Source organism: Leucobacter chromiireducens, assembly GCF_003917135.1.
Lineage (GTDB): Bacteria > Actinomycetota > Actinomycetes > Actinomycetales > Microbacteriaceae > Leucobacter > Leucobacter chromiireducens_A.
Genome location: NZ_RPDI01000005.1, coordinates 103,543 through 125,690, shown reverse-complemented (window position 1 = coordinate 125,690; position 22,148 = coordinate 103,543). Strand labels below are relative to the sequence as shown.

General features: G+C 69.8%; 18 protein-coding genes and 2 riboswitches. Of the genes, 12 read left to right on the top strand and 6 right to left on the bottom strand.

Features of this window, described 5'->3' with window-relative positions:
* Positions 1-6: 6 nt before the first annotated feature.
* From EGM46_RS04015 to EGM46_RS04005, 3 genes are read left to right on the top strand one after another with little or no spacing between them, the layout of a single operon-like run.
* Positions 7-984, top strand: coding sequence for an amino acid ABC transporter permease (locus tag EGM46_RS04015; RefSeq protein ID WP_125098880.1), 978 nt, complete (start codon positions 7-9; stop codon positions 982-984).
* The gene (locus EGM46_RS04010) at positions 981-1,745 is read left to right on the top strand and encodes an amino acid ABC transporter ATP-binding protein (RefSeq protein ID WP_125098879.1); all 765 of its coding nucleotides are present in this window, start codon (positions 981-983) and stop codon (positions 1,743-1,745) included. Before EGM46_RS04015 ends, EGM46_RS04010 begins: the two co-directional genes overlap by 4 nt.
* Positions 1,742-2,821, top strand: coding sequence for a P1 family peptidase (locus tag EGM46_RS04005; protein WP_125098878.1), 1,080 nt, complete (start codon positions 1,742-1,744; stop codon positions 2,819-2,821). The genes EGM46_RS04010 and EGM46_RS04005 overlap by 4 nt, the downstream gene beginning before the upstream one ends.
* 74 nt (positions 2,822-2,895) lie before the next feature.
* On the opposite strand, the gene EGM46_RS04000 is transcribed toward EGM46_RS04005, so the two are convergent.
* Together EGM46_RS04000 and EGM46_RS03995 are read right to left on the bottom strand one after the other, a co-directional pair.
* Positions 2,896-4,302, bottom strand: a complete 1,407-nt coding sequence (locus EGM46_RS04000; RefSeq protein ID WP_125098877.1) for an aldehyde dehydrogenase family protein — start codon at positions 4,300-4,302, stop codon at positions 2,896-2,898.
* A gap of 2 nt (positions 4,303-4,304) precedes the next feature.
* A complete protein-coding gene (locus tag EGM46_RS03995) occupies positions 4,305-5,342 on the bottom strand; it encodes a homoserine dehydrogenase (RefSeq protein ID WP_125098876.1) in 1,038 nt (345 codons plus the stop codon).
* 346 nt (positions 5,343-5,688) lie between these two features.
* On the opposite strand from EGM46_RS03995, the gene EGM46_RS03990 reads away from it, so the two are divergent.
* The 3 genes from EGM46_RS03990 (at position 5,689) to EGM46_RS03980 (ending at position 9,089) form a co-directional block, all read left to right on the top strand.
* Entirely contained in the window at positions 5,689-7,107 is a 1,419-nt protein-coding gene (locus EGM46_RS03990) for an amino acid permease (protein ID WP_241156169.1), read from the top strand.
* A gap of 75 nt (positions 7,108-7,182) precedes the next feature.
* The gene (gene alr / locus EGM46_RS03985; RefSeq protein WP_125098874.1) at positions 7,183-8,310 is read left to right on the top strand and encodes an alanine racemase; all 1,128 of its coding nucleotides are present in this window, start codon (positions 7,183-7,185) and stop codon (positions 8,308-8,310) included.
* 29 nt (positions 8,311-8,339) lie between these two features.
* Positions 8,340-9,089 (top strand): IclR family transcriptional regulator, encoded by a 750-nt coding sequence (locus tag EGM46_RS03980; protein ID WP_125098873.1) that lies wholly within the window; start codon positions 8,340-8,342, stop codon positions 9,087-9,089.
* Here the strand turns inward: EGM46_RS03980 and EGM46_RS03975 are convergent.
* Complete coding sequence (locus tag EGM46_RS03975; RefSeq protein ID WP_125098872.1) at positions 9,060-9,842, bottom strand: IclR family transcriptional regulator; 783 nt, start codon at positions 9,840-9,842, stop codon at positions 9,060-9,062. The two genes, EGM46_RS03980 and EGM46_RS03975, sit on opposite strands and share 30 nt — an antisense overlap.
* Before the next feature lie 65 nt (positions 9,843-9,907).
* On the opposite strand from EGM46_RS03975, the gene EGM46_RS03970 reads away from it, so the two are divergent.
* The gene (locus EGM46_RS03970) at positions 9,908-11,206 is read left to right on the top strand and encodes a trans-sulfuration enzyme family protein (protein ID WP_241156164.1); all 1,299 of its coding nucleotides are present in this window, start codon (positions 9,908-9,910) and stop codon (positions 11,204-11,206) included.
* A 26-nt stretch (positions 11,207-11,232) separates the two neighbouring features.
* The gene (locus EGM46_RS03965; RefSeq protein ID WP_125098871.1) at positions 11,233-11,670 is read left to right on the top strand and encodes an Lrp/AsnC family transcriptional regulator; all 438 of its coding nucleotides are present in this window, start codon (positions 11,233-11,235) and stop codon (positions 11,668-11,670) included.
* 2 nt (positions 11,671-11,672) lie between these two features.
* On the opposite strand, the gene EGM46_RS03960 is transcribed toward EGM46_RS03965, so the two are convergent.
* Entirely contained in the window at positions 11,673-13,091 is a 1,419-nt protein-coding gene (locus EGM46_RS03960) for an RNB domain-containing ribonuclease (RefSeq protein WP_125098870.1), read from the bottom strand.
* A gap of 47 nt (positions 13,092-13,138) precedes the next feature.
* On the opposite strand from EGM46_RS03960, the gene EGM46_RS03955 reads away from it, so the two are divergent.
* Entirely contained in the window at positions 13,139-14,197 is a 1,059-nt protein-coding gene (locus EGM46_RS03955) for a TIGR00730 family Rossman fold protein (protein WP_125098869.1), read from the top strand.
* Here EGM46_RS03955 and EGM46_RS03950 read toward each other — a convergent pair.
* The gene (locus EGM46_RS03950; RefSeq protein WP_125098868.1) at positions 14,194-16,563 is read right to left on the bottom strand and encodes an ATP-binding cassette domain-containing protein; all 2,370 of its coding nucleotides are present in this window, start codon (positions 16,561-16,563) and stop codon (positions 14,194-14,196) included. The genes EGM46_RS03955 and EGM46_RS03950 overlap by 4 nt on opposite strands.
* Before the next feature lie 131 nt (positions 16,564-16,694).
* Here EGM46_RS03950 and EGM46_RS03945 point away from each other — a divergent pair, with 131 nt between their 5' ends.
* On the top strand, positions 16,695-17,603 hold the full coding sequence (locus tag EGM46_RS03945; RefSeq protein ID WP_125098907.1) for a CPBP family intramembrane glutamic endopeptidase: 909 nt from the start codon (positions 16,695-16,697) through the stop codon (positions 17,601-17,603).
* Between the two features lie 36 nt (positions 17,604-17,639).
* Here EGM46_RS03945 and aroQ read toward each other — a convergent pair whose 3' ends face one another.
* On the bottom strand, positions 17,640-18,080 hold the full coding sequence (gene aroQ / locus EGM46_RS03940; protein ID WP_125098867.1) for a type II 3-dehydroquinate dehydratase: 441 nt from the start codon (positions 18,078-18,080) through the stop codon (positions 17,640-17,642).
* A gap of 81 nt (positions 18,081-18,161) precedes the next feature.
* On the opposite strand from aroQ, the gene trmB reads away from it, so the two are divergent.
* Together trmB and gcvP are read left to right on the top strand one after the other, a co-directional pair.
* Positions 18,162-18,914 carry a tRNA (guanosine(46)-N7)-methyltransferase TrmB gene (trmB, locus tag EGM46_RS03935; RefSeq protein WP_125098866.1) on the top strand — a complete coding sequence of 251 codons (753 nt, stop codon included), beginning with the start codon at positions 18,162-18,164 and terminating at the stop codon, positions 18,912-18,914.
* A gap of 126 nt (positions 18,915-19,040) precedes the next feature.
* Positions 19,041-19,143, top strand: a riboswitch (glycine riboswitch).
* Position 19,144: 1 nt separating this feature from the next.
* A riboswitch (glycine riboswitch) is annotated at positions 19,145-19,249 on the top strand.
* 44 nt (positions 19,250-19,293) lie between these two features.
* Positions 19,294-22,143 carry an aminomethyl-transferring glycine dehydrogenase gene (gcvP, locus tag EGM46_RS03930; protein ID WP_125098865.1) on the top strand — a complete coding sequence of 950 codons (2,850 nt, stop codon included), beginning with the start codon at positions 19,294-19,296 and terminating at the stop codon, positions 22,141-22,143.
* The last annotated feature ends 5 nt before the right edge of the window (positions 22,144-22,148 follow it).

Below are 22,148 nucleotides of genomic sequence, written 5' to 3'. Positions count from 1 at the left end.
CAAACGATGAGTGTGCAGCTTCACGCCCGCACCGAGCCCATCGCGGGCTCGGATGGGGCTCCTATCCCGATTGCGCGGCCACGACACGTGAAGCGCTGGATCACCGGCGCCCTGGCGCTTGCCTGCGTGACATGGGCCGTGTCAATCGTGGTGTTCAATGAACGCATTCGCTGGGATCGCGTGTGGGAGTATCTCTTCTCTCCGCGCATCCTCGAGGGCGTCGTCGTCACCATCTGGGTGAGTATCGCGGCCACGATTCTCGGACTGGTCCTCGGGGTAGTGCTCGCCGTGATGAAACTCTCGCACAACCCGGTGCTGCGCTGGATCGCGGAGGGGTACATCTGGTTCTTCCGCGGCACGCCGGTGCTCGTGCAGCTCATCTTCTGGTTCAACCTCGCGTTCCTCCTGCCGTACATCACGCTGAAGATCCCCTTCACCAGTATTGGGATGCGGTGGGATACGAATAGCGTGATCAGCGGAAGCGTTGCCGCGCTCCTGGGACTCGGCTTGAACCTCGCGGCGTACTTCGCTGAGACGGTGCGCGCGGGGATCCAGGCGGTAGATCGCGGCCAAACCGAGGCAGCACTGGCGGGCGGCATGACGAGGGCACAGACCATGCGATTGATCGTTCTCCCGCAGGCGCTGCGCATCATCATTCCGCCCACAGGAAACGAGTTCATCTCGATGCTGAAGACCACCTCGCTGATCGTGGTGGTCGCCGGCAACGATCTCATGACCAAGGCAAGTCAGATCTACAAGCAAAACAACCTCATCATCGAGCTGCTCATCGTTGCGAGCCTCTGGTACATGGCGATGACCGCGATCGCGACCTACCTGCAGTCGCGGCTGGAGAAGCGCTTCGGTCAGGACCGTGTGCGCCTCGTCCGAGGGGAGACGTTTACGCAGCAGCTCGTCCGTGTCGCCACGGGAGCCATCACCGTGCCCGGACGTGGGCGTGCAGTGCAGAAGGGAGCCTCGTCATGACCGAGCTGCTCGTCAACGCTGTCGGCGTTGAGAAATCGTTTGGCGACAACCGGGTGCTCACCGGAGTCGATTTCACGGTGCGCCGCGGCGAGGTGAGCTGCATCATCGGCCCATCTGGGTCAGGCAAGTCCACCTTCCTCCGCACAATCAACGGCCTCGAGACCGTCGATGGGGGGAGCCTCACCGTGGACGGCGAACAGGTGGGCTTCCGGTTGCAGGGTGGGCGTTACCACCCGTGGAGCGACCGTGAATGGGCGCAGTTCCGCTCGCGCATCGGCATGGTGTTTCAGCGTTTCAACCTCTATGGACACATGGACGCGGTGGAGAACGTTGCCGCAAGCCTCATCCACGTGAAGCGGCTGTCCCGGGCCGACGCGCACGAGCGCGCTCGTGCTGAGCTCGATCGCGTCGGCTTGGGGGAGCACAGCTTCAAGCGGCCACACCAGCTCTCTGGCGGACAGCAGCAGCGCGTTGCGATTGCTCGCGCGCTCGCGATGGATCCTGACCTGATGCTGTTTGACGAGCCGACGAGTGCGCTGGATCCCGAACTTGTCGACGAGGTGCTCGAGACGATGCGGGCGCTCGCCAGGCGAGGAATGACCATGATCGTCGTGACGCACGAGATCGGCTTCGCGCGGGAAGTGGGAGACACGCTGTCGTTCTTCGATCGAGGTGCGGTGCTCGAACAGGGAACACCGGAGGCGGTGCTCTCGGACCCTGACTCGGTGCGCACGCGCGCGTTCCTGGAGCGGGTGCGATGAGCGAGACGCAACGTCCCCGGGCGGCGGAGCTCGGGATCCCCGCGGGGCAGTTTGCGCGGGGGGCCGAGAACGCGATCACGGACGTGCCAGGGATCAGGGTCGGGCACTTCACGGTGCAGACCGACCGGTTGAGTACAGGGGTCACAGCCATCGTGCCCGATGCACTCGGGCCCGACCGGAAATCGATCCCGGCAGGACTGTCCGTTGGCAACGGCTACGGCAAACTCGTTGGGGTGTCACAACTCTGCGAGTTGGGCTCGATCGAGACCCCGGTGCTCTTAACGAGCACACTCTCGGCGTTTCGCGTCGCGGATGCGTTGGTGGCGTACATGCTGGAGCAGCCAGGACACGAGGAAACCACCACGCTCAACCCCGTAGTGGGAGAGACGAACGATGGCTTCCTCTCAGACATTCGCAGCCGGCCGGTCGGGGAAGCCGAGGTACGAGCCGCGCTGGCCGCAGCGACCACCGGGCCGGTTGCTGAGGGCGGCGTGGGTGCCGGAACGGGCACCGTCGCACTCGGCTACAAGGGTGGAATCGGCACCGCGTCACGCATCGTGGGGATTGGAGCACGGGGATACACGATTGGTGCGATCGTGCAGAGCAACTACACGGGCACACTGCAGATTGCCGGCGTGCCGATTCCTGCCGGCGAGGTGTTGAGCGGAGCACCTGCTGAGACTGTGGGAAACTCGTGCATGATTGTGGTGGCGACCGACGCGCCGCTCGATGCGCGTCAGCTTCGCAGACTGGCGAACCGCGCGGTGTTCGCGCTCCGGGGCACCGGTTCGGACTTTGCACAGGGTTCCGGGGACTACGCCATCACCGTGTCCGTGGGAACGGGGGCCTCACCCAGCGACGACGATCTTTCTCCGGCATTCCTCGCAACGATGGAGGCAGTGGAAGAGGCACTCGTCAACTCGGTGCTCCGCGCCGAGACTCGTGTGGGCTTTGAGGGGCGGATCGCACACGCGGTCCCCCTCGAGGAGGTGCGCACGCGGCTCGCCCGCGCCGGGATCGGTGTGCCAGCGGGCGAGGCAGCTGACCGCAGGGCTGAAGCCCGCGTTCCCTGCTGAGGCGCCCAGGCGCGTCTGGTCGTGAGTCCCCGTGCGCGAGTCGCTTGTCGTGTACGGGGACTCACGACTGGGCACTAGGGCCGGATGCAGACCACCTTCGGCTGCGTCATCTCCTCGTAGGCGAAGCGCACCCCCTCGCGGCCCATGCTGCCGTACTTCGCGCCGCCGAAGGGCATCGCGTCGATGCGGAAGTCGGACGAGTCGTTGACGATGACGCCGCCGGCCTCGATGTCCTGCGCTGCGGTGAGCGCCGTCTTCAGATCGGTGGTGAAGACGCCGGCGTGCAGCGCGTACTCCGGCTGGTTGGCGAGCTCGATCGCTTCCTCGTAGGTGTCGAAGGACTCGAGGATCACGACGGGGGCGAAGACCTCGTCGGCGCACAGCGCGTGGTTGAGCGGCACGTTCTCGAGCACGGTGGGGGAGACGAAGCTGCCGTGCGCCGTGCCGCCCGTGAGGACGCGCGCGCCGGCCTCGACCGCCGAGGCGACCGTCGCGACCGTCGCGGAGGCCGCTGACTCGGTGATCATCGGGCCGATGTCGGTGGCCTCGTCGAGCGGGTCGCCGGTGACGAGGCGGTCGGTCGCCGCGACGAAGCGCTCCCGGAACGTGGCGTAGACCGAGCTGTGGACGAGCAGCCGCTGCACCCCGATGCAGTTCTGGCCAGCCGCCCAGAACGCGCCGGACACGCACGCGTCGACCGCGTGTTCGAGGTCGGCGTCGCCGAACACGAGCACGGGGGCGTTGCCGCCGAGCTCCATCGAGAGCCGCTTCAGCCCGGCTTGCGCGGAGATCGCCTCGGCCGTGCGGAACCCGCCGGTGAAGGAGATCATGCGCACCTGGCGCGCGCGCACCAGCTCCTGCACGAACTCGCGGCCACCGTGCACGAGCGTGACGCTGTCCTCCGGCAGTCCGTGCTCGCGCATGATCGACACGAGCGTGCGCGCGAGGAGCGGGGTCTGCTGCGCGGGCTTCAGGATCACGGCGTTACCGCCGGCGATCGCCGGGCCCAGCTTGTGCGCGACGAGGTTGAGCGCGTCGTTGTACGGTGTGATCGCGAGGATGATGCCGAGCGGCTCGCGGCTGAACCAGCCCTGCCGGTCCTGCCCGCCCTCGAACGCGTCGAATGGCACCACCTCGCCGCCGCCGCTGCGCGCGGCCTCGGCGGAGAGCATGCACGTGTTCGCCGCACGAGCGACCTCCTTGCGCGCCTGCCGGATGGTCTTCCCCGCCTCGCTCACGATGAGAGCGGCGAGCTCCTCGGCGCGTGCGCGGAGCGTTTCGGCGGTGCGCTCGAGGATCTGTGCCCGCTGGAAGCGGGAGAGCCGCGCGGTGACGCGTGCGCCCTCAGCCGCGGCGGCGAGGATCCCAGGCACGTCGGCGATCGAGTGCTGCGCGATCCGGTCGATGACCTCGCCGGTCGCGGGGTTCGTGACGACGAGCTCCTGCTCGGCGTGGATGCGGGTGAGCGTCTCGGGTGCCATCGTTATGCTCCGTTCGCCGCGTGAATCGCGATGATGTCGGAGAGCAGGGCGTACGCGGTCTCGATGCGCCCGGCGCCCGGGCCGCTCACGGTGACCTGGCCGAGGAGATCCGTGTCGAAGGTGACCGCGTTCGTCGCGCCGGAGATGCCGGCGAGCGGGTGGTCGAGATCGAGCGCGATGGGGCGCACCTCGGCGCGCACGGTGCCCGCGCTGTCGCGCGTCACCTCGCCGATGAGCTTCCACACCTGCGAGCGCTCGCGCGCCGCCGCGATGTCCTCGGGGGTGAGGTCGGTGATGCCGCGGGTGGGGATCTCCTCTGGGGTGAGCGCGACACCCATGATCTGGTTCGCGAGGATCGACACCTTGAGTCGCACGTCGGAGCCCCCGATGTCTGCGGTGGGGTCCGCCTCCGCGTAGCCGAGCTGCTGCGCCTCAGCGACCGCGGCGTCGAGGGTGGCGCCCTGCGCCATCTGGCCGAGCACGTAGTTGGTGGTGCCGTTCAGGATGCCCTGGATCGCGGCGATCCGCGTGCCCTGCAGCATCTGTGAGGCGAAGCGCAGCACGGGTGTGCCGCTCATCACCGCGCCTTCGAACTCGAAGCGCACCCCGTTCGCGGCGGCCCGCTCGAGCAGGGCGGCGCCGGCGAGGGCGACCGGTCCCTTGTTCGTGGTGGTGACGTGCTTTCCTGCGTCGAGCGCCCACTGCACGTGCGACAGCGCAGGCTCGCCGGTGACGGGGTTGGTGAACGTGGCCTCGACGACGATGTCGGCGTTGCTCGTGCGGATGACCTCCTCGTTGCGCGCGTCTTCGCTGCCGCCGGGCAGGCCGGCGAACGTTGCGCCGCGCGGCATCGCGAGGACCGCGGCGAGGTCGACGCCCTCGGGCTGCACGAGCGTGCCCATGTTGAGGTCGGTGATCGCGACCACCGTCATCCGGAAGCCGAGTGACGCCGCGAGACGGTCGCTGTCGTCGCGAATGATCTCAGCGAGGGATCGGGCGACGCCGCCGAATCCGATGAGTGCAATGGTGTAGTTTCGCATGTTTCGCTGCTCCAGAACGTGTTCGTTGAATTGCTGGATCCAGCTTGACTCGGGGGAGTGTCAGCTTTCCCCTGTCGAAAAGCCCGTCGATCCGAGCGTTCTGCTCATGCGTCGTGCGAAGTGTGCATCCTCCGAAAAGCGTGTGCCGCGCGGCGTTCCGGGGCGCTACCGTAAATTCCCGTGCACAAACGTGCACTATGTGCAATACACTTTGTCCATGACGCACGTTGTGGGCGTTTCTGTCCGGCCTGACTCGAAGGTGAGCCACATGTCTCAACACCGCACGGAAGCAGGGCTTCCCAACGCGCTTCCACATACCACCGTGACGCAGGTCCCGCTGCGCAAGATGCAACGCTCTATGGGCGCGCGGCACCTGGTGATGATCGCCATGGGTGGCGTGATCGGCTCGGGGCTCTTCCTGAGCTCGGGGTACACGATCTCCCAAGCCGGCCCGCTCGGCGCGGTCATCGCCTACGCGATCGGCGCCGTGGTCGTCTATCTCGTGATGGCCTGCCTCGGCGAGCTCGCCGTTGCCTACCCGGTCTCCGGGGCCTTCCACATCTACGCGGCGCGCTCGATCAACCCGGCGACCGGCTTCGCCACCGCGTGGCTCTACTGGCTGTGCTGGGTGGTCGCGCTCGGCTCGGAGTTCACCGCGGCGGGGATCCTGATGCAACGCTGGTTCCCGAGCGTTGACGTCTGGGTCTGGTGCCTCATCTTCGCGGCGCTCCTCTTCGTGCTCAACGCCATCTCGGCGCGCGTCTTCGGCGAGACCGAGTTCTGGTTCTCCCTCATCAAGGTGACGGCGATCCTGCTCCTCATCGTCCTCGGTGGCATGGCCATCTTCGGTTTCACGCCGCTCTCGGCTGAGCCGCACCCGCCCGTCTTCTTCAACAACTTCGTGACCGAGGATGGTCTCTTCCCCGTGGGGATCGGGGGGATCGTCGTGACGTCCCTCGCCGTGTTCTACGCGTTCAGCGGCTCGGAGCTCATCGGCGTCGCCGCAGGCGAGACGAAGGATCCCGGCAAGAACATCCCGAAGGCGCTCCGCAGCACCGTCATCCGCCTCGTCATCTTCTTCATCGGCGCGATCACGATCATCGCGGCGATTGTGCCCTACGAGCAGACCGGCGTGACCGACAGTCCCTTCGTCACGGTGTACGACTACATCGGGATCCCGTTCGCGGCCGACATCATGAACTTCGTGATCATCACCGCGCTGCTCTCCGCGGGCAACTCCGGCCTGTTCTCCTGCGCGCGCATGCTGTTCTCGCTCGCCGAGGAGGGGCACGCGCCCCGCGCCTTCACCCGCCTCACGAAGCGCGGAATCCCGCTCATCGCCCTGAGCGTCAGCATGGTGGGCGGCCTCGCGTCGCTCATCTCCAGCGTGGTCGCGCCTGGCACGGTCTACCTGATGCTCGTCTCCGTCGCCGGCTTCGCCGTCGTCGCCGTCTGGATGTCGATCACCGCGTCGCTCTTCTTCCACCGCCGGAAGTTCGTGCGCGAGGGCGGCGACGTGAGCACGCTCCAGTACAAGACCCCGCTCTACCCGGTGGTGCCGATCCTCGCGTTTGTCCTGCTGGCGATCTCGCTGGTCGCGGTCGCGTTCGATCCGAATCAGGTCGCCGCGCTCTACTTCGGGGTGCCGTTCACCGTTGCCTGCTACGTCTACTTCTGGTGGCGTCACGGCCGGAAGGGCGCCGGCAAGGCGCAGGCGCAGGATCAGGATCCGGCGCTCGCGGAGGAGCCGTCCCAGGCGAACTAGCCGAGCGCGGCGGTGGCCCCGGTGCGCACCGGGGCCACCGTCGCTCACAGCGTCCGAGAATCGAGGAGCACAATCATGACCGAGTACGGTGCGCGTGCGCAGATCCACCTGCAGGCCATCCAGTCGAACCTCGCGCACATCGCGCGTGAGCTCGACGGCACGGAGGTCTGCATCGTCGTGAAGGCCGACGCCTACGGGCACGGCATCGAGTTCGTGCTGCCGCTCGTCATCGAGGCCGGGTTCCGAAGCGTCGGGATCGCGAGCAACGCCGAGGCGCAGCAGGTGCGCGACGCCGGCTTCACCGGCCGACTGCTCCGCGTGCGCGCCGCCGCGCCCGGCGAGGTGGCCGAGGTGCTGCCGCTCGGCGTCGAGGAGTGGGTGGGCGGCTTCTTCCACGCGCGCGCGATCTCCGAGCTCGCGGCCCGCGAGGGCGTGAGCATCCCCGTGCACGTCGCGCTCAACTCCGCCGGGCTCTCGCGCGAGTCGCTCGACCTCGACTCCAGCACCGCGCGCGACGAGCTGCGTGCGCTGTTCTCGCTGACGGGCCTCGACGTCCGCGGCATCTGCACGCACTTCCCGCTCGAGGAGGCCGAGGACACGCGGCGCAGCGCCGAGGTGTTCGCGCGCGAGTCCGCGCTGGCGCTCGAGGAGCTCGGCCCCGAGCGGGCCGCCGGCGTGCAGGTGCACTGCGCGACCTCCTTCGCCGCGTTCTCGGTCCCGGAGGCGCGCTTCGATCTCGTGAGGATCGGCGCTGCCGTGTACGGGGACACCTCGGCCGACGTGCCGTGGCAGCGGAGCGCCATGCGCCTCGTCGCCCCCATCGCGAGCGTGAACCTGTACCCGGCTGGCAACACCGTCGGCTACGGGCGCGAGTACCTGCTCGCCGCCGACGCGGTCATCGCGACGGTGCCGCTCGGCTACGGCGATGGGATCCCGCGCACGGTCGGTGGCCGCGGCATCGCGCTCGTGCGCGGCAAGCGCGTGCCGATCGTCGATCAGCTGGCGATGAACTCGCTCTCGATCGACGTGACCGGCGTGCCCGGGGTGAGCCCCGGCGACGAGGTCGTGCTCTACGGGGCGCAGGGCGCCGAAATGATCACGAGTGAGGTGTTCGCCGAGCACGCGCAGATGATCGCCGCCGCGGCGTACACCTCATGGGGACGCGTGCTGCCGCGTGAGGCGCTGCCGCCCACGCTACCCTAGGGAGCGTGGCTGACAGCGAGCGTGCGGGTATGGAATTGTCGTCATTCGCGCAGGGGATCGCGTTGATCGACGCGGTCGTGCGGCGCGAACGGAGCGGCCGCTCCGGGCTGAGCGCGTCGCAGCTCGCCGACGCGACCGGTATCGAGCGGAGCCGCGTGTCACGGCTGACGCAGGAGCTGCTCGACATGCGGCTGCTCGAGAAAGCCGCGGACGGCAAGCTCCGCGTCGGGCCGGCGTACTTCTCGCTGGGCGCTGCCCGCCACGACGCGTGGCTGCGCGCCGCTCGGGTGGAGCTGCGCCGACTCGCCTCGGCGGAACGCGCGAGCGTGCGCGTGCTGGCCGCGGACGGGCCGCGCGCCGTGCTGCTGCGGTTCGAGTCGGGGCCAGGCGCCCCGGACAGCGCGGTGCGCCCCGGCATGGTGACCCCGATCTGGAGCACGGGCGGCGGGCGCGCGCTGCTGTGGCAGCGGGATCGGGCCGAGGTGCTGGAGCTGCTCGCTGGGAGCCTCTTTGTCGGCGTCGGCGGGCCGCGGGCCGCGCGCAGCGCCGAGGAGGTCGCCGACCGGCTGGACGCCGACCGCCTGGCCGGCGTGGTCGAGGCGGTCGAGGAATTTGAGTACGGCGTTGTGGAGATATCCTCGCCCATCGTGGTCGACGGTGAGGTGATCGCTGCGGTGACCGCGGCCTGCCACACCGCGGACGATCGTGCGCGTGCCAGGCTCCGCCGCGCCGTGCCCGAGCTCGCGCAGCTACTCGCCGGCGTCGCCGCCGGCGGCTAACCGACCGCCGATGAGCGCGGTGAGCTCGCGCGCCGCCTCGGCGCACGCGGCGCCGAGCTCCGCGACCCGCGGCGCGAGCGCGGTGCGCTCCCCAACGATCTGCAGCGCCGCGACGGCCTCGCCGCGGAAGTCGAACACGGGTGCCGCGACCGAGAAGAGGCCGTCCTCCGCCTCCTCGTCAACGATCGAGTAGCCGCGCTCGCGGGCGGTGGCGAGGCGAGCGAGGAAGTCCTCGGGGGAGGCCGCTGCGTTGGGGCCGCCCGAGCGGAAATCGGTCCCGGCGAGCACCGCGCGCACCTCGTCGTCGCTCGCGTCCCAGAGCGTCGCCTGGCCGGCGTCGCTGCTCACCGCGGGGTAGGCGCGGCCGACCCAGGAGGCGAAGAGTTCGGTGTCGCCGGCGAGCGACTCGGCGAACGTGACCGTGCTGTCGCCGAAGAGCTCGCCGAGGAAGCAGGACTCCCCGGTGCGCTCGGACAGTCGTTCGAGCACGGTGAGACCGTCGGTGCGGAGCCGCTGGCTCGTGAGCGCCTGCGCGATGCCATACGTCAGCACCGAGGTGCGGTAGCCGCCGCGCGTGTGCTCGACGAGGCCGCTCGTGAGTGCCTGGGAGAGCGTGCGCGAGAGCTGCGAGCGCTCGCGCTCCATGGCCGTCGCGAGCTGCCCGACGCGCCACGGCGAGGACGTGTCGCCGCTGTGCTCGGCGAGGCTCAGCAGCACCTCGATGCTGCGCCCCATGCTCGTCCGCTTTGCCATGCCCTCAGTCTAGTTCGCCGAAGCGCGCGAGGGACGTGCGTTAAATGCAATTGAAAATGCTGATAATGCACACTATGATTCGAGGTGTGAAGCCAACGAAGATGCACACCGCGCAGCCAGACCACGCCGCGCAGTCCGCCAACACCGCGCAGTCCGCCCACGCCCAGCGGCCCGACCGCGGCAAGCCGCAGACGCTGTCCGAGCTCAGCCTCGCCGTGCACGGAGGGATCCTGCGCGACAGCACGAAGGCGCTGCGCACCCCGCTCGTGATGGCGAACTCCTACGAGCTGCCGGAGGATCCGAGCGAGATCAGCTGGTCGGCCACCGCCCCGGGGCTCTACACCCGCAACAGCGGCCATAACCAGGTCGCGCTCGAGGAGAAGCTCGCGGCGATCGAGCACGGCGAGGCCGCCGTCGCACTCGCCTCGGGGGTCGCGGCGCTGCACGCTGTATTCTTCACCCACGTCTCCGCGGGGGAGCACGTGATCGTGAGCGACGTCACCTACGAGGCGACCTGGCGACTGTGGACCGAGCTGCTGCCCGGCCGCTACGGCATCGAGACCACGTTCGTCGACGTCACCGACCTCGACGCGCTCCGCGCAGCGATCCGGCCCAACACGCGCCTCGTCTGCATCGAGGGGATCGCGAACCCCACCACCAAGGTGGCGGACGTCGCCGCGATCGCCGAGGTGACGCGCGACGCCGGGGCGATCCTGCTCGTCGACTCGACGTTCACCCCGCCCCCGTTCTTCCGCCCGCTCGAGCTCGGCGCCGACCTCGTGGTGCACTCGCTCACGAAGTACATCAACGGCCACGGCGACGCGATGGGCGGCGCGGTGGTCGGCTCGCACGCACTCATCGAACCGATCAAGGCCGACGCGATGGTCGATGTCGGGGGCATCATCTCGCCGTTCAACGCGTGGCAGATCCAGCGCGGCTCGGTCACGCTGCCGCTCCGCCTGCGTCAGCACTACCGCTCGGCGCAGCGCATCGCCGAGTTCCTTGAGGCGGACGAGCGCGTCGCGTTCGTCGCCTACCCCGGCCTGCCAAGCCACCCCCAGCACGAGCTCGCCGTGCGCCAGTTCGGCGCAGACCACCTGGGCGGCACGATCGCGTTCGCCGTCGATGGGGATCCCGATACGCAGAACCGCTTCGTCGCGCACCTCTCGCTCGTGACCTCGGGCTTCTCGCTCGGCCACGACGACTCCCTGATCGTGCACGTCGGGACCGACGGCCCCAGGGTCGCCGCGTACCCCGAGCCGTTCCAGACGTACGGGCACCTGCGTCTCTCCGTCGGGCTCGAAGACACCGACGACCTGCTCGCCGACCTCGCGGCCGCGCTCGACGAGACGTTCGCCGCCTAGCGGACGCCGCCCTCGGAGCACCCACCATGCAGCGCGACGACATCGATCGGCAGATCCTCGCCGAGCTCACCACGAATGCGCGGATCTCGCTCGTCACGCTCGGCGAGCGGGTCCGCCTCTCACGCAACGCCGTTCGCCTGCGGATCGAGCGCATGGAGCGCGAGGGGGTGATCCAGGGGTACACGGTGGTGCGCGGCCGCTCCGGCGAGGGGGAGCGGGTCGCCGCGATGCTGTTCGTGTACCGGGTGGACCGGATGCGCGGCGCCGAGGTGCTGGCCGAGCTCGCGAAGATCCCCGAGGTGAAGACCTGCGACATTCTGACGGGGGACTTTGACCTGCTCGCGCGCGTCGACGCCCGCTCGATCGACCGCGTGCAGGAGATCTGGGAGTTCGTGAGCCGGCTCCCCGGCGTGCAGAACACGGTCACGTCGATCTCGCTCTCCACGACGATCGACCGGGCGTAGCGCTACGCCGGGGCGAGCTCGACCGTGCCGCTCGCGATGTCGGTGCCGAGCACGCGGACGCGCACCCGCGTGCCGGCACGCAGCCCGTCCGCGAGGCACTGCGCGGTCACGGGCGGCTCGGTGAGCTGCACGCGTGCGCGCTCGCCGCGCACCTCGATCACCACGGCGTCGAGCGTGTGGCCCACCCGGTCATGCAGCACCGCGGCCTCAACGCGATCGAGGGCGGCGGAGGTGAGCTGACCGGAGCGTTGATTCGACGCGCGCATCAGCGCCGGAAGCTCCGGCAGGCTTGCGCGCGCCCACTCCGGGATCTCCTCGCCAGCGCAGATCGACGCGCACACGACGAGGCCGAAGCGGTCGACCAGGCGCCGCAGCGGCGCGGTGACGTGCGCGTACGGCGCAGCGATCGCGGCCTGCTGCGGCTCCGCGGGGAGCGCGCCGTCGAACGGGGTGTAGTCGGCGCCGCGGAAGAGAGCGGCTGCGGCCTGCCGCACGGCCGGGGTGCCGACCGCTGAGGCATCGAGCCCCGCGAGGTACGCGCCGTAGCTCACGCCGTCGGCCCAGGGCTGCTCAAGCGCCCGGACGCGCCCGCGGAACTCGGCGAGCGCGCGTTCCTCCGGCGGCGGCATCGTGCGCAGGATCCCCACCCCCGCACCGAGCATGAGCTCGCCAGCGGTGATGCCGGCGAGGAGCGAGAGCTGCGCGTTCCACTCCTCGACGGGCAGCGGGTCGCGCCGCTCGATGCGGTAGCCGCTCGGCGTCTCCCGGATCTCCTCCTCGGGCATGCTGAGGCTCGCGCCGCCGCGCAGCCGCTCCTGCGCGATGCGCGCGAGCCCCACCTCACGCAGCAGGGCGAGCGGCCCATCGGCGCGGTCGGCCGCGATGTCGCGCTGCGCCGCCGGGTAGTCGAGTTGCGCGCGGGAGCGGATCACGGCGCGCTCGACCCGGCCCGAGCGCGCGGCTCCCTCGGCGTCGAGCTCCACGGTCCACACGTACGCCGGGCGCTCCTCTCCTGGCAGCAGCGACGCGCGCCCCTCACTGAGCAGCCGCGGATGCAGCGGGACCGTGCCGTCCGGGAGGTACAGCGTCTGCCCGCGCGAGCGCGCCGCACGGTCGAGTGCGCCGCCCGGCTGCACGAATCCGGGCACGTCGGCGATCGCGTAGCGCACGCGCCACCCCGATCCCGCGCGCTCCAGGTGGAAGGCCTGATCGAGGTCACGCGATCCCAGCGGATCCAGGGTGACGAACGGGATCCCGCGCAGGTCCTTGGGCGCCGAGATCGGGATCGCTGCCGCGGCCTCGCTCAGCGCGTCATCGGGAAACTCCGTCGGCACCTGGAACTCGGCCCTGAGCGCAGCGAGCGCCGCCGCGAGCTCGTCCTGAGCGTGTCGCGGTGCGAAGTGAGTGCGCCGTGCCGGCATGGCCCCAGCCTAGTGCCGCGACCCACCCGCACGGCTAGGGTGGACGTGTGACCGATGCCACGAATTCCCCAGCGACCGCAGCTGCGCTCGAGCTCCGCGGGCGGCTCGACGCCCTCATCGCTGACTGCGGGGTGGGCGCGCAGCGCACGCTCGTGCGACGCATCCTCGAGAGCGGGATCGGGCTGGGGCAGGACGGCACACCGCGCCGCGACCTGAAGATCACGGCCGCCGCCGTCGAGGAGATGCGCGCGGCGTTCCAGCTCTTCGCGCCGTACGCTGGCACGCCGAAGGTGACGATCTTCGGCTCGGCGCGCACGCAGTCGCACGACCCGCTGTGGGAGAACGCGCGCGCCGCGGCCGAGCAGCTCGCGGCCGAGGGCTGGTTCGTGGTCACCGGGGCCGGGCCGGGCATCATGGAGGCCGCGGCGACGGGGGCCGGGCCCGAGCAGTCGCTCGGCGTGTCCATTCGCCTGCCGTTCGAGGAAGCCCCGAACTCGGTGCTGAACGGTGATGGGCGGCAGGTCGCGATGAAGTACTTCTTCACGCGCAAGCTCATGCTCGTGAAGGAATCGAGCGGCTTCATCTGCCTGCCAGGGGGCTTTGGCACGATGGACGAGACGTTCGAGCTGCTCACGCTGCAGCAGACCGGCAAGATGGAGCCCACCCCCATCGTGCTGCTCGACCGCGAGGGTGGGCAGTTCTGGCGCGGCTTCGCGGCGTTCGTCACGGAGCAGCTCGCGGCCAACGGTCTCGTCGCGGTCGACGACCTCGATCGCGTGCTCGTCACCGACTCGGTGTCGGCGGCCGTCGCCGAGGTGACCGGGTTCTGGCGCAACTACGATTCACTCCGGTGGTTTGGATCCGAGCTGGTGCTGCGGCTCCGTGCCGCGCCAAGCGACGCCGAACTCGCCGACCTCAACGCGCGGTTCTCCGGCCTGTGCGAGACGGGGAGCATTGCGCGCACCGACGCGCTCCCCGAGGAGCGCGGGGGAGACGACCGGCCCGAGCTGCCGCGCATCATCTTCACGCCGCGCCGCCGCGCGGTGGGGGATCTGCATCGCCTCATCCGCGCGCTCAACGAGCTGGCGTCCGCGCCGGGAGGCTAGTCCCGCGCGACGTAGTCGGCGAGGTGCTGGCCGGTGAGCGTCGCGCGGGCCGCCACGAGGTCGCGCGGCGTGCCCTCGAACACCACGGTCCCGCCCTGCTGGCCCGCTCCAGGGCCGATGTCGATGATCCAGTCGGCGTGCGCCATGACCGCCTGGTGGTGCTCGATCACGATCACGCTCTTCCCGGCGTCGACCAGGCGGTCGAGGAGGGCGAGCAGCTGCTCGACGTCCGCGAGGTGCAGGCCGGTGGTCGGTTCGTCGAGCACGTAGATGTCGGCGTCCTCGAGCATGTGGATCGCGAGCTTCAGGCGCTGCCGCTCGCCGCCGGAAAGCGTGGAGAGCGGCTGGCCGAGCGAGAGGTAGCCGAGCCCGACGTCGACGAGCCGGTCGAGGATCTTCGCCGCCTTCGGGATGCGCGCCTCGCCGGCCGAGAAGAACTCGTGCGCCTCCGCCATGCTGAGCTCCAGCACCTCGGCGATGTTCTTGCCGCCGAGCGTGTACTCGAGCACCTCCGCCGCAAATCGACGCCCCTCGCACACCTCGCACGGGCTCTCCATCGTGGCCATCATGCCGAGGTCAGTGAAGATGATCCCCGCGCCCTTGCACTCGGGGCACGCGCCCTCCGAGTTCGCGCTGAACAGGGCCGGCTTCACGCCGTTCGCCTTCGCGAACGCGGTGCGCACCGGATCGAGGAGCCCCGTGTACGTCGCAGGGTTCGAGCGGCGGGAGCCCTTGATCGCGCCCTGGTCGACGGCCACGACGCCCTCCCGGTTCGAGACCGAGCCGTGGACCAGGGAGCTCTTGCCCGAGCCAGCCACGCCCGTCACGGCGCACAGCACGCCGAGCGGCACGTCGACGTCGACGGCCTGCAGGTTGTGGGTGCTCGCCCCGCGGACCTCGATTGCGCCCGTCGCGGCGCGCACCTGATCCTTCAGCGTTGCCCGGTCGTCGAGGTGGCGTCCCGTGAGCGTGCCGGACGCGCGGAGGTCGGCGACGCTGCCCTCGAAGCAGATCTCGCCGCCGTGCGCGCCGGCGCGCGGACCGAGGTCGACCACGTGATCGGCGATCTTGATCATCTCGGGCTTGTGCTCCACCACCAGCACGGTGTTCCCCTTGTCGCGCAGCTTGAGCAGCAGCTCGTTCATGCGGACGATGTCGTGCGGGTGCAGCCCGATCGACGGCTCGTCGAACACGTACGTGGCGTCCGTGATGGGGGAGCCGAGGTGCCGGATCATCTTCGTGCGCTGCGATTCGCCGCCCGAGAGGGTGCCGGTGGGGCGATCGAGACTCAGGTAGCCGAGGCCGATCTGCACGAACGAATCGAGGGTGTCCGAGAGCTTCGCGACGAGCGGCGCGAGCCCGGGGTCGGAGATCTCGCGCACCCACTCGGCGAGGTCGCTGATCTGCATCGCGCACACGTCGGCGATCGAGCTGCCCGCGATCTTCGAGGAGCGCGCGGTGTCGTTGAGGCGGGTGCCGTCGCACGCGTGGCACTCGGTGAACACGATCGCCCGGTCGACAAACGCGCGCACGTGCGGCTGCATGGCCTCACGATCCTTCGCGAGCATCGACTTCTGGATGCGCGGGATCAGGCCCTCGTAGGTGAGGTTCGTGCCCTCGATCTTCACCTTCGTCGGCTCCTTGTAGAGCAGGTCGTCGAGCTGGGCCTCGGTGAAGTCGCGGATCGGGATGTCCATCGGCAGCAGGGCCCCGAAAATGCGCCCGTACCAGCCGTCCATGCTGTAGCCGGGGATCGTCAGCGCGCCGTCCGCGAGCGACTTCGTCTCGTCGTAGAGCTGATCGAGCGCGAAGTCCGAGACCGTGCCGCGCCCCTCGCAGGTGGGGCACATCCCGCCGAGCACCTCGAACGAGCGGCGCTCCTTCACCTGCTTGCCGCCCTTCTCCATGGTCACGGCGCCGGCGCCGCTCACCGATGCGACGTTGAAGGAGAACGCGTTCGGGGATCCGATGCGCGGGCTGCCGAGCCGCGAGAACACGATCCGGAGCATCGCGTTCACGTCGGTCGCCGTGCCCACCGTCGAGCGCGGGTTCGCTCCCATGCGCTCCTGGTCGACGATGATCGCGGTGGTGAGCCCCTCCAGCACGTCGACGTCGGGGCGGCCCTGCGAGGGCATGAAGCCCTGCACGAACGCACTGTAGGTCTCGTTGATGAGGCGCTGGGACTCGGCGGCGATCGTGGCGAAGACGAGGGAGCTCTTGCCGGAGCCCGAGACCCCGGTGAACGCGGTGAGACGCCGCTTCGGCAGCGCGACGCTGACGTCCTTCAGATTGTGTTCGCGTGCCCCGCGAACCACGATCATGTCGTGCGAGTCGGCGGGGTGGATGACGGAGTCGGCGGCGCTCATGTGGGTAGCGTAGCGCGCACGCCCCGGTACTGACTTCTTGATTCCTGATCTGCGTGTTCGCCGCCGTACCCGGGGGTTGCGCAGCACCGGCGGCTACGCTGTGCTGCGTGGGAACCCCTGTTGAGCATCGGCTGGGCGCATCGGCGCGGCCAGCGATCCACCCGTGGCATCTCATCGCCGCGTCGCTGACCGTGCTCGCGGCTCCGGCGCTCTTCGTGTTCGAGGACCTGTTTGCCGGGATCGTGCTGCTCGTGCTGGGCCTCGCCGCTGCAGCGTACGCGGATCGGGGCGGCTGCGGCGGGCAGTGCTCGATCCCGATCCCGCGCGGAGCGGCAGATCGCGCGGCGCTGCGTGAACTGCCGCGGGAGGCACGCCCACCGTCGCTCCTGCGCGATCTCTCGCTCATCGCGCTCGGCCTCGGGATTGTCCGCACGATCGACCTCGGTGCGCGCCTCGACACGTGGTCGATGGTGCAGTTCACGCTCGCGCTCGGCGGAGCGGTGCTCGTGCCGTATCTCGTGTCACGGTTCCTCTATCGGGATCGCGCCACCGGCTTTCCGTGGCGCGGCGGGCGGCGGTGGGGCGCGTTTCACTGGAGCTGGCTCGCCGCGGTGCTGGTGCTCGGGTGGCTGATCCTGCCCTGGTATTTCATCAGCTCTGGTGTGTACCAGAACTGGCCGGAAGTGACCACGCCGGACCTGATCGCGCGGCTGTTCGTCGGCGTTGGGGCCGTGGGGATCTGGGACGAGCTGTTCTTCATCTGCACCGTGTTCGCGGTACTGCTGCGACACTTCCCGGCCTGGCTGGCGAACGTGCTGCAGACCGTGGTATTCGTGTCGTTCCTGTGGGAGCTCGGCTACCGCTCGTGGGGGCCGCTGCTGACGATCCCGTTCGCGCTCATGCAGGGCATGATCTTCCTGCGCACCCGCTCGCTCGCCTATGTGGTGACCGTGCACCTGCTCTTCGACGCCGTCGTGTTCGCGGTGCTCGTGCACGCGCACAACCCCGGGCTGCTCGACATCTTCGTCACGGCGCCGTAGCGGGGGTGGGCGCGTGCACGGACGCGCTGGCCGGGCTCAGCGTGCGATGAGGGCCGCGACGCGGCGCACCGCGAACTCGTAGCCCTGCACGCCGCAGCCCACGATCACACCAGCGGCGATGGGGGAGATGTACGAGTGGTGCCGGAACGGCTCGCGCGCGTGCACGTTCGTGAGGTGCACCTCGACGGTGGGCAGATCCACGCCGGTGAGCGCGTCGCGCAGCGCGACGGAGGTGTGCGTGAACGCGCCGGGGTTGATCACGATGCCGAGGCAGTCCGTGCGCGCCTCGTGGATCGCGTCGATGAGCGCGCCCTCGTGGTTGCTCTGCACGGCGCGCACCTCGATCCCGAAGTCGGCGGCGACGCGCGCGGCGAGCGCCTCCACGTCGGCGAGCGTCTCCTCGCCGTAGAGCTCGGGTTCGCGGGTGCCCAGCAGGTTCAGGTTGGGGCCGTTGACCAGCAGGATGCGTCGGGTCATGAGAGTCCTCCTGTGGGTGAAGCGTCCCACCATGGTACCGCGGGCTTTGCCCTTCGGGCGCTGCCGCACTACCGTTGTGGGGTGACCGAGCAGCAGCCCCACCCCACGAAGAGCTTCGACCCGAGTACGTTCCGGGACAAGCCCGTCTCATTCGTGCGCCGCAGCGGTCGGATGACGTCCGGGCAGCAGCGCGGCTGGGATGAGCTTTCGCCGCTCTACCGCGTCGAGGTGCCGCGGGGTCCGGCCGCGACGAGCGTGGCCGAGGGCGCCAACGCTGACCCCGCTGAGCTGTTCGGGCGAACGGCCCCACTCGTTGTCGAGGTGGGCTCGGGGCAGGGGCACGCGATCGTGCACGCCGCGAGCACGCACCCCGAGCGGGATCACATCGCGATCGAGGTGTTCCGCGCCGGGCTCGCGCGCACCATGAACGCCGCCGACGAGCTCGACGTGCGCAACCTCCGACTCATCGAGGCGAACGCGCCCGAGGTGCTCGAGCGCTTCCTCCCTGAGGGGAGCGCCGACGAGCTTTGGGTGTTCTTCCCCGACCCGTGGGCGAAGGCGCGCCATCACAAGCGCCGCCTCGTGACGGCGGAGTTCGCCGCGATCGCCGCGCGTGTGCTGCGCCCGGGTGGCGTGCTGCGCCTCGCGACCGACTGGGAGGAGTACGCCGAGCAGATGCGCGAGGTGCTCGACGCCGCGCCGCACTTCGCGCGCGACTTCACGGGCGACTACGCGGAGCGCTTCGACGGGCGCATCCTCACGGCGTTCGAGCGCAAGGGTGCGGCGAAGGGCCGCGCGATCCGCGACCTGACGTACCGCCGCTCCGCGACCTGACCTACCGCCACTCCGCAGGGTAGCTTTCCTAGCTCGGGGCAGCGTGCCGCGGGCGGTCTTCGCGACACACTCCCGCGGGAGGCGCGCGGACTGCTATGGTGAGACCCAGTTACGAATATCGGCCAAAACGCTGAAGCGGGAGAGTCGGGTGGCACGCGAGTGCGGGCCCGGCGCCGTAGGAGCAAACCCTCCCCGGGAATCTCTCAGGCACCTGTACCGCTGCAGCGTGGCAACTCTGGAAAGTAGTCGGTCCTTCCGGCTCACCGACGGTGCAAGGGCGCCCGACCTCGATCGGACTGCCTGAATCTCTCAGGTTCCGTAACAGAGCGGGGAGGATCCATCCGGTGCGCTCCGCGCACACCCACCTACGGAGATCCTCTTGAGCATTAGTTCGCAACCCACCGTATTCGCCGACCGTCATATCGGCGTGACCACGCCGGCCGACATCGCCGCCATGCTTGACACGCTCGGCTACACGAGCGTCGACGCGCTCGTCGACACCGCGGTGCCCTCCGACATTCGCATGGCCGGCGAGCTCGACCTCCCGGCCGCGCGCAGCGAGGAGGAGATCCTCGCCGACCTCCGTGCGCTCGCCGCAAAGAACGTGCTGAAGACCCAGATGATCGGCCAGGGGTTCTCGGACACGCACACCCCGCCCGTGATCCGCCGAAACGTGCTCGAGAGCCCGGCCTGGTACACGGCGTACACGCCCTACCAGCCGGAGATCTCGCAGGGCCGACTCGAGGCGCTGCTCAACTTCCAGACGATGGTGGCGGACCTCACGGGGCTCGCGGTCGCGAACGCGTCGATGCTCGACGAGTCGTCCTCGGCGGCGGAGGCCGTGCTGCTCATGCGCCGCGCGGGGAAGGCGCCCGCGACCGCCCGAGTGCTCGTCGACGCGAGCGTGTTCCCGCAGACCATCGCCGTGATCGAGGGCCGTGCCGAGGCGCTCGACTTCGACGTCGAGGTGGCCGACCTCACGGCCGGGCTGCCCGAGGGCGACATTTTCGGCGTCGTGCTGCAGCAGCCGGGCAACGACGGATCCGTGCGTGATCAGTCGGCGCTCATCGCGGCGGCGCACGAGCGCGGAGCCATGGTCACCGTGATCGCCGACCTGCTCTCGCTCACCCTCATCACCTCGCCTGGCGAGCAGGGCGCCGACGTCGCCGTCGGCAACACCCAGCGCTTCGGCGTTCCGCTCTTCTTCGGCGGCCCCCACGCCGCCTACCTCGCGATCCGCTCGGGCCTCGAGCGCGCGCTGCCCGGCCGCCTCGTCGGCGTCTCGAAGGACTCGGCAGGCGATCCCGCATACCGCCTCACCCTGCAGACCCGAGAGCAGCACATCCGCCGCGAGAAGGCGACGAGCAACATCTGCACCGCGCAGGCGCTGCTCGCGATCACCGCGTCAATGTACGCCGTCTACCACGGCCCAGCGGGGCTGCGCGCGATCGCCGAGCGCGCACACGCGCACGCGCGCACGATCGCGCACTCGCTCGCCGCCGCGGGCATCGAGCTCGCGTCCGAGTCGTTCTTCGACACCGTCGTGGCCCGCGTGCCCGGCCGCGCCGACGAGATCATCGCGCGCGCCTGCGACGCAGGCATCAACCTCCGCCGCATCGACGCCGACACGGTCGGCATCTCCACCTCGGAGACCACCACGCCGGAGCACGTCGCCGCCGTCGCCGCGGCATTCGGTGCGGAGCTCGCAGCGGCCGCAGCGCCGGGGGAGCTCGGCTTCGTCGCCGATCTCGTCCGCACGAGCGACTACCTCACGCACCCGATCTTCAACTCCATGCGCTCGGAGACGCAGATGCTGCGCTACCTCCGCCGCCTCGCCGACCGCGACCTCGCGCTCGACCGGACCATGATCCCGCTCGGATCCTGCACGATGAAGCTCAACTCGACCGCGGAGATGGAGTCGATCTCCTGGCCGGAGTTCGCGGGCATCCACCCGTACGTGCCGGAGGAGCAGAGCCGCGGCTGGCGCGAGCTGATCGCCGACCTGGAGCGCCGCCTCGTCGAGATCACCGGCTACGCCGGCATCTCGCTGCAGCCGAACTCTGGCGCGCAGGGCGAGTACGCCGGCCTCCTCGCGATCCGCGGCTACCACCGCGCGAACGGCGACGCGCAGCGCACCGTCTGCCTGATCCCGGCGTCCGCGCACGGCACGAACGCCGCGTCGGCGGTGCTGGCGGGCATGCGGGTGATCGTGGTCAAGAACACCGACTCCGGAGCGATCGATCTCGACGACCTGCGCGCCAAGATCGACGCGAACCGTGAGGAGCTCGCCGCGATCATGATCACCTACCCGTCCACCTACGGGCTCTACGACGCCGACGTGCGCGAGGTGTGCGAGCTCGTGCACGAGGCCGGCGGCCAGGTGTACATCGACGGGGCGAACATGAACGCGCTCGTCGGGCTCGCGCAGCCGGGCAAGTTCGGTGGCGACGTGTCGCACCTGAACCTGCACAAGACGTTCGCGATCCCGCACGGCGGTGGCGGCCCCGGCGTCGGCCCGATCGGCGTCGCTGAGCACCTGCTGCCGTACGTGCCGAACGATCCGACCGGCACCTACACGGTGAGCGACGGCGTGCCCGTGGTCGCCACGCTGTTCGGCTCGGCGGGCGTGCTGCCCATTTCCTACGCCTACATCGCGATGATGGGGGCCGATGGGCTGACCCGCGCCACGAAGACCGCGCTGCTCAGCGCGAACTACATCGCCGCGCGCCTCACCGAGTACTTCCCGGTGCTCTTCACCGGCGAGGCCGGCCTCGTCGCCCACGAGTGCATCCTCGACCTGCGCGAGCTCACCGCGAAGTCCGGCGTCACCGCTGAGGACGTGGCGAAGCGCCTCATCGACTTCGGCTTCCACGCGCCGACGCTCGCGTTCCCGGTCGCCGGCACGCTGATGGTGGAGCCCACCGAGTCCGAGGACCTCGACGAGATCGAGCGCTTCATCGAGGCGATGATCACGATCCGCGCCGAGATCGCGGAGATCATCGACGGTGCGGTGGAACTCGACGCCTCCGTGCTGCGGAACGCGCCGCACACGGCGCGCGTCGTCGCCGGCGACGCCTGGGATCGCGCGTACTCGCGCGAGCAGGCCGCGTACGCGGTGCCGGCGCTGCGCCGCGACAAGTACTTCCCGCCGGTGGGTCGGATCGACGGCGCCTTCGGCGACCGCAACCTGGTCTGCTCCTGCCCGGCACCCGAAGCGTTCGAGAACTAACGAGG

Bases quoted from the DNA above. Each gene is read 5' to 3' on its own strand.
- EGM46_RS04015 (WP_125098880.1), top strand. From the start codon at position 7: ATGAGTGTGCAGCTTCACGCCCGCACCGAGCCCATCGCGGGCTCGGAT.
- EGM46_RS04010 (WP_125098879.1), top strand. From the start codon at position 981: ATGACCGAGCTGCTCGTCAACGCTGTCGGCGTTGAGAAATCGTTTGGC.
- EGM46_RS04005 (WP_125098878.1), top strand. From the start codon at position 1,742: ATGAGCGAGACGCAACGTCCCCGGGCGGCGGAGCTCGGGATCCCCGCG.
- EGM46_RS04000 (WP_125098877.1), bottom strand. From the start codon at position 4,302: ATGGCACCCGAGACGCTCACCCGCATCCACGCCGAGCAGGAGCTCGTC.
- EGM46_RS03995 (WP_125098876.1), bottom strand. From the start codon at position 5,342: ATGCGAAACTACACCATTGCACTCATCGGATTCGGCGGCGTCGCCCGA.
- EGM46_RS03990 (WP_241156169.1), top strand. From the start codon at position 5,689: ATGCAACGCTCTATGGGCGCGCGGCACCTGGTGATGATCGCCATGGGT.
- alr (WP_125098874.1), top strand. From the start codon at position 7,183: ATGACCGAGTACGGTGCGCGTGCGCAGATCCACCTGCAGGCCATCCAG.
- EGM46_RS03980 (WP_125098873.1), top strand. From the start codon at position 8,340: ATGGAATTGTCGTCATTCGCGCAGGGGATCGCGTTGATCGACGCGGTC.
- EGM46_RS03975 (WP_125098872.1), bottom strand. From the start codon at position 9,842: ATGGCAAAGCGGACGAGCATGGGGCGCAGCATCGAGGTGCTGCTGAGC.
- EGM46_RS03970 (WP_241156164.1), top strand. From the start codon at position 9,908: ATGCACACTATGATTCGAGGTGTGAAGCCAACGAAGATGCACACCGCG.
- EGM46_RS03965 (WP_125098871.1), top strand. From the start codon at position 11,233: ATGCAGCGCGACGACATCGATCGGCAGATCCTCGCCGAGCTCACCACG.
- EGM46_RS03960 (WP_125098870.1), bottom strand. From the start codon at position 13,091: ATGCCGGCACGGCGCACTCACTTCGCACCGCGACACGCTCAGGACGAG.
- EGM46_RS03950 (WP_125098868.1), bottom strand. From the start codon at position 16,563: ATGAGCGCCGCCGACTCCGTCATCCACCCCGCCGACTCGCACGACATG.
- aroQ (WP_125098867.1), bottom strand. From the start codon at position 18,080: ATGACCCGACGCATCCTGCTGGTCAACGGCCCCAACCTGAACCTGCTG.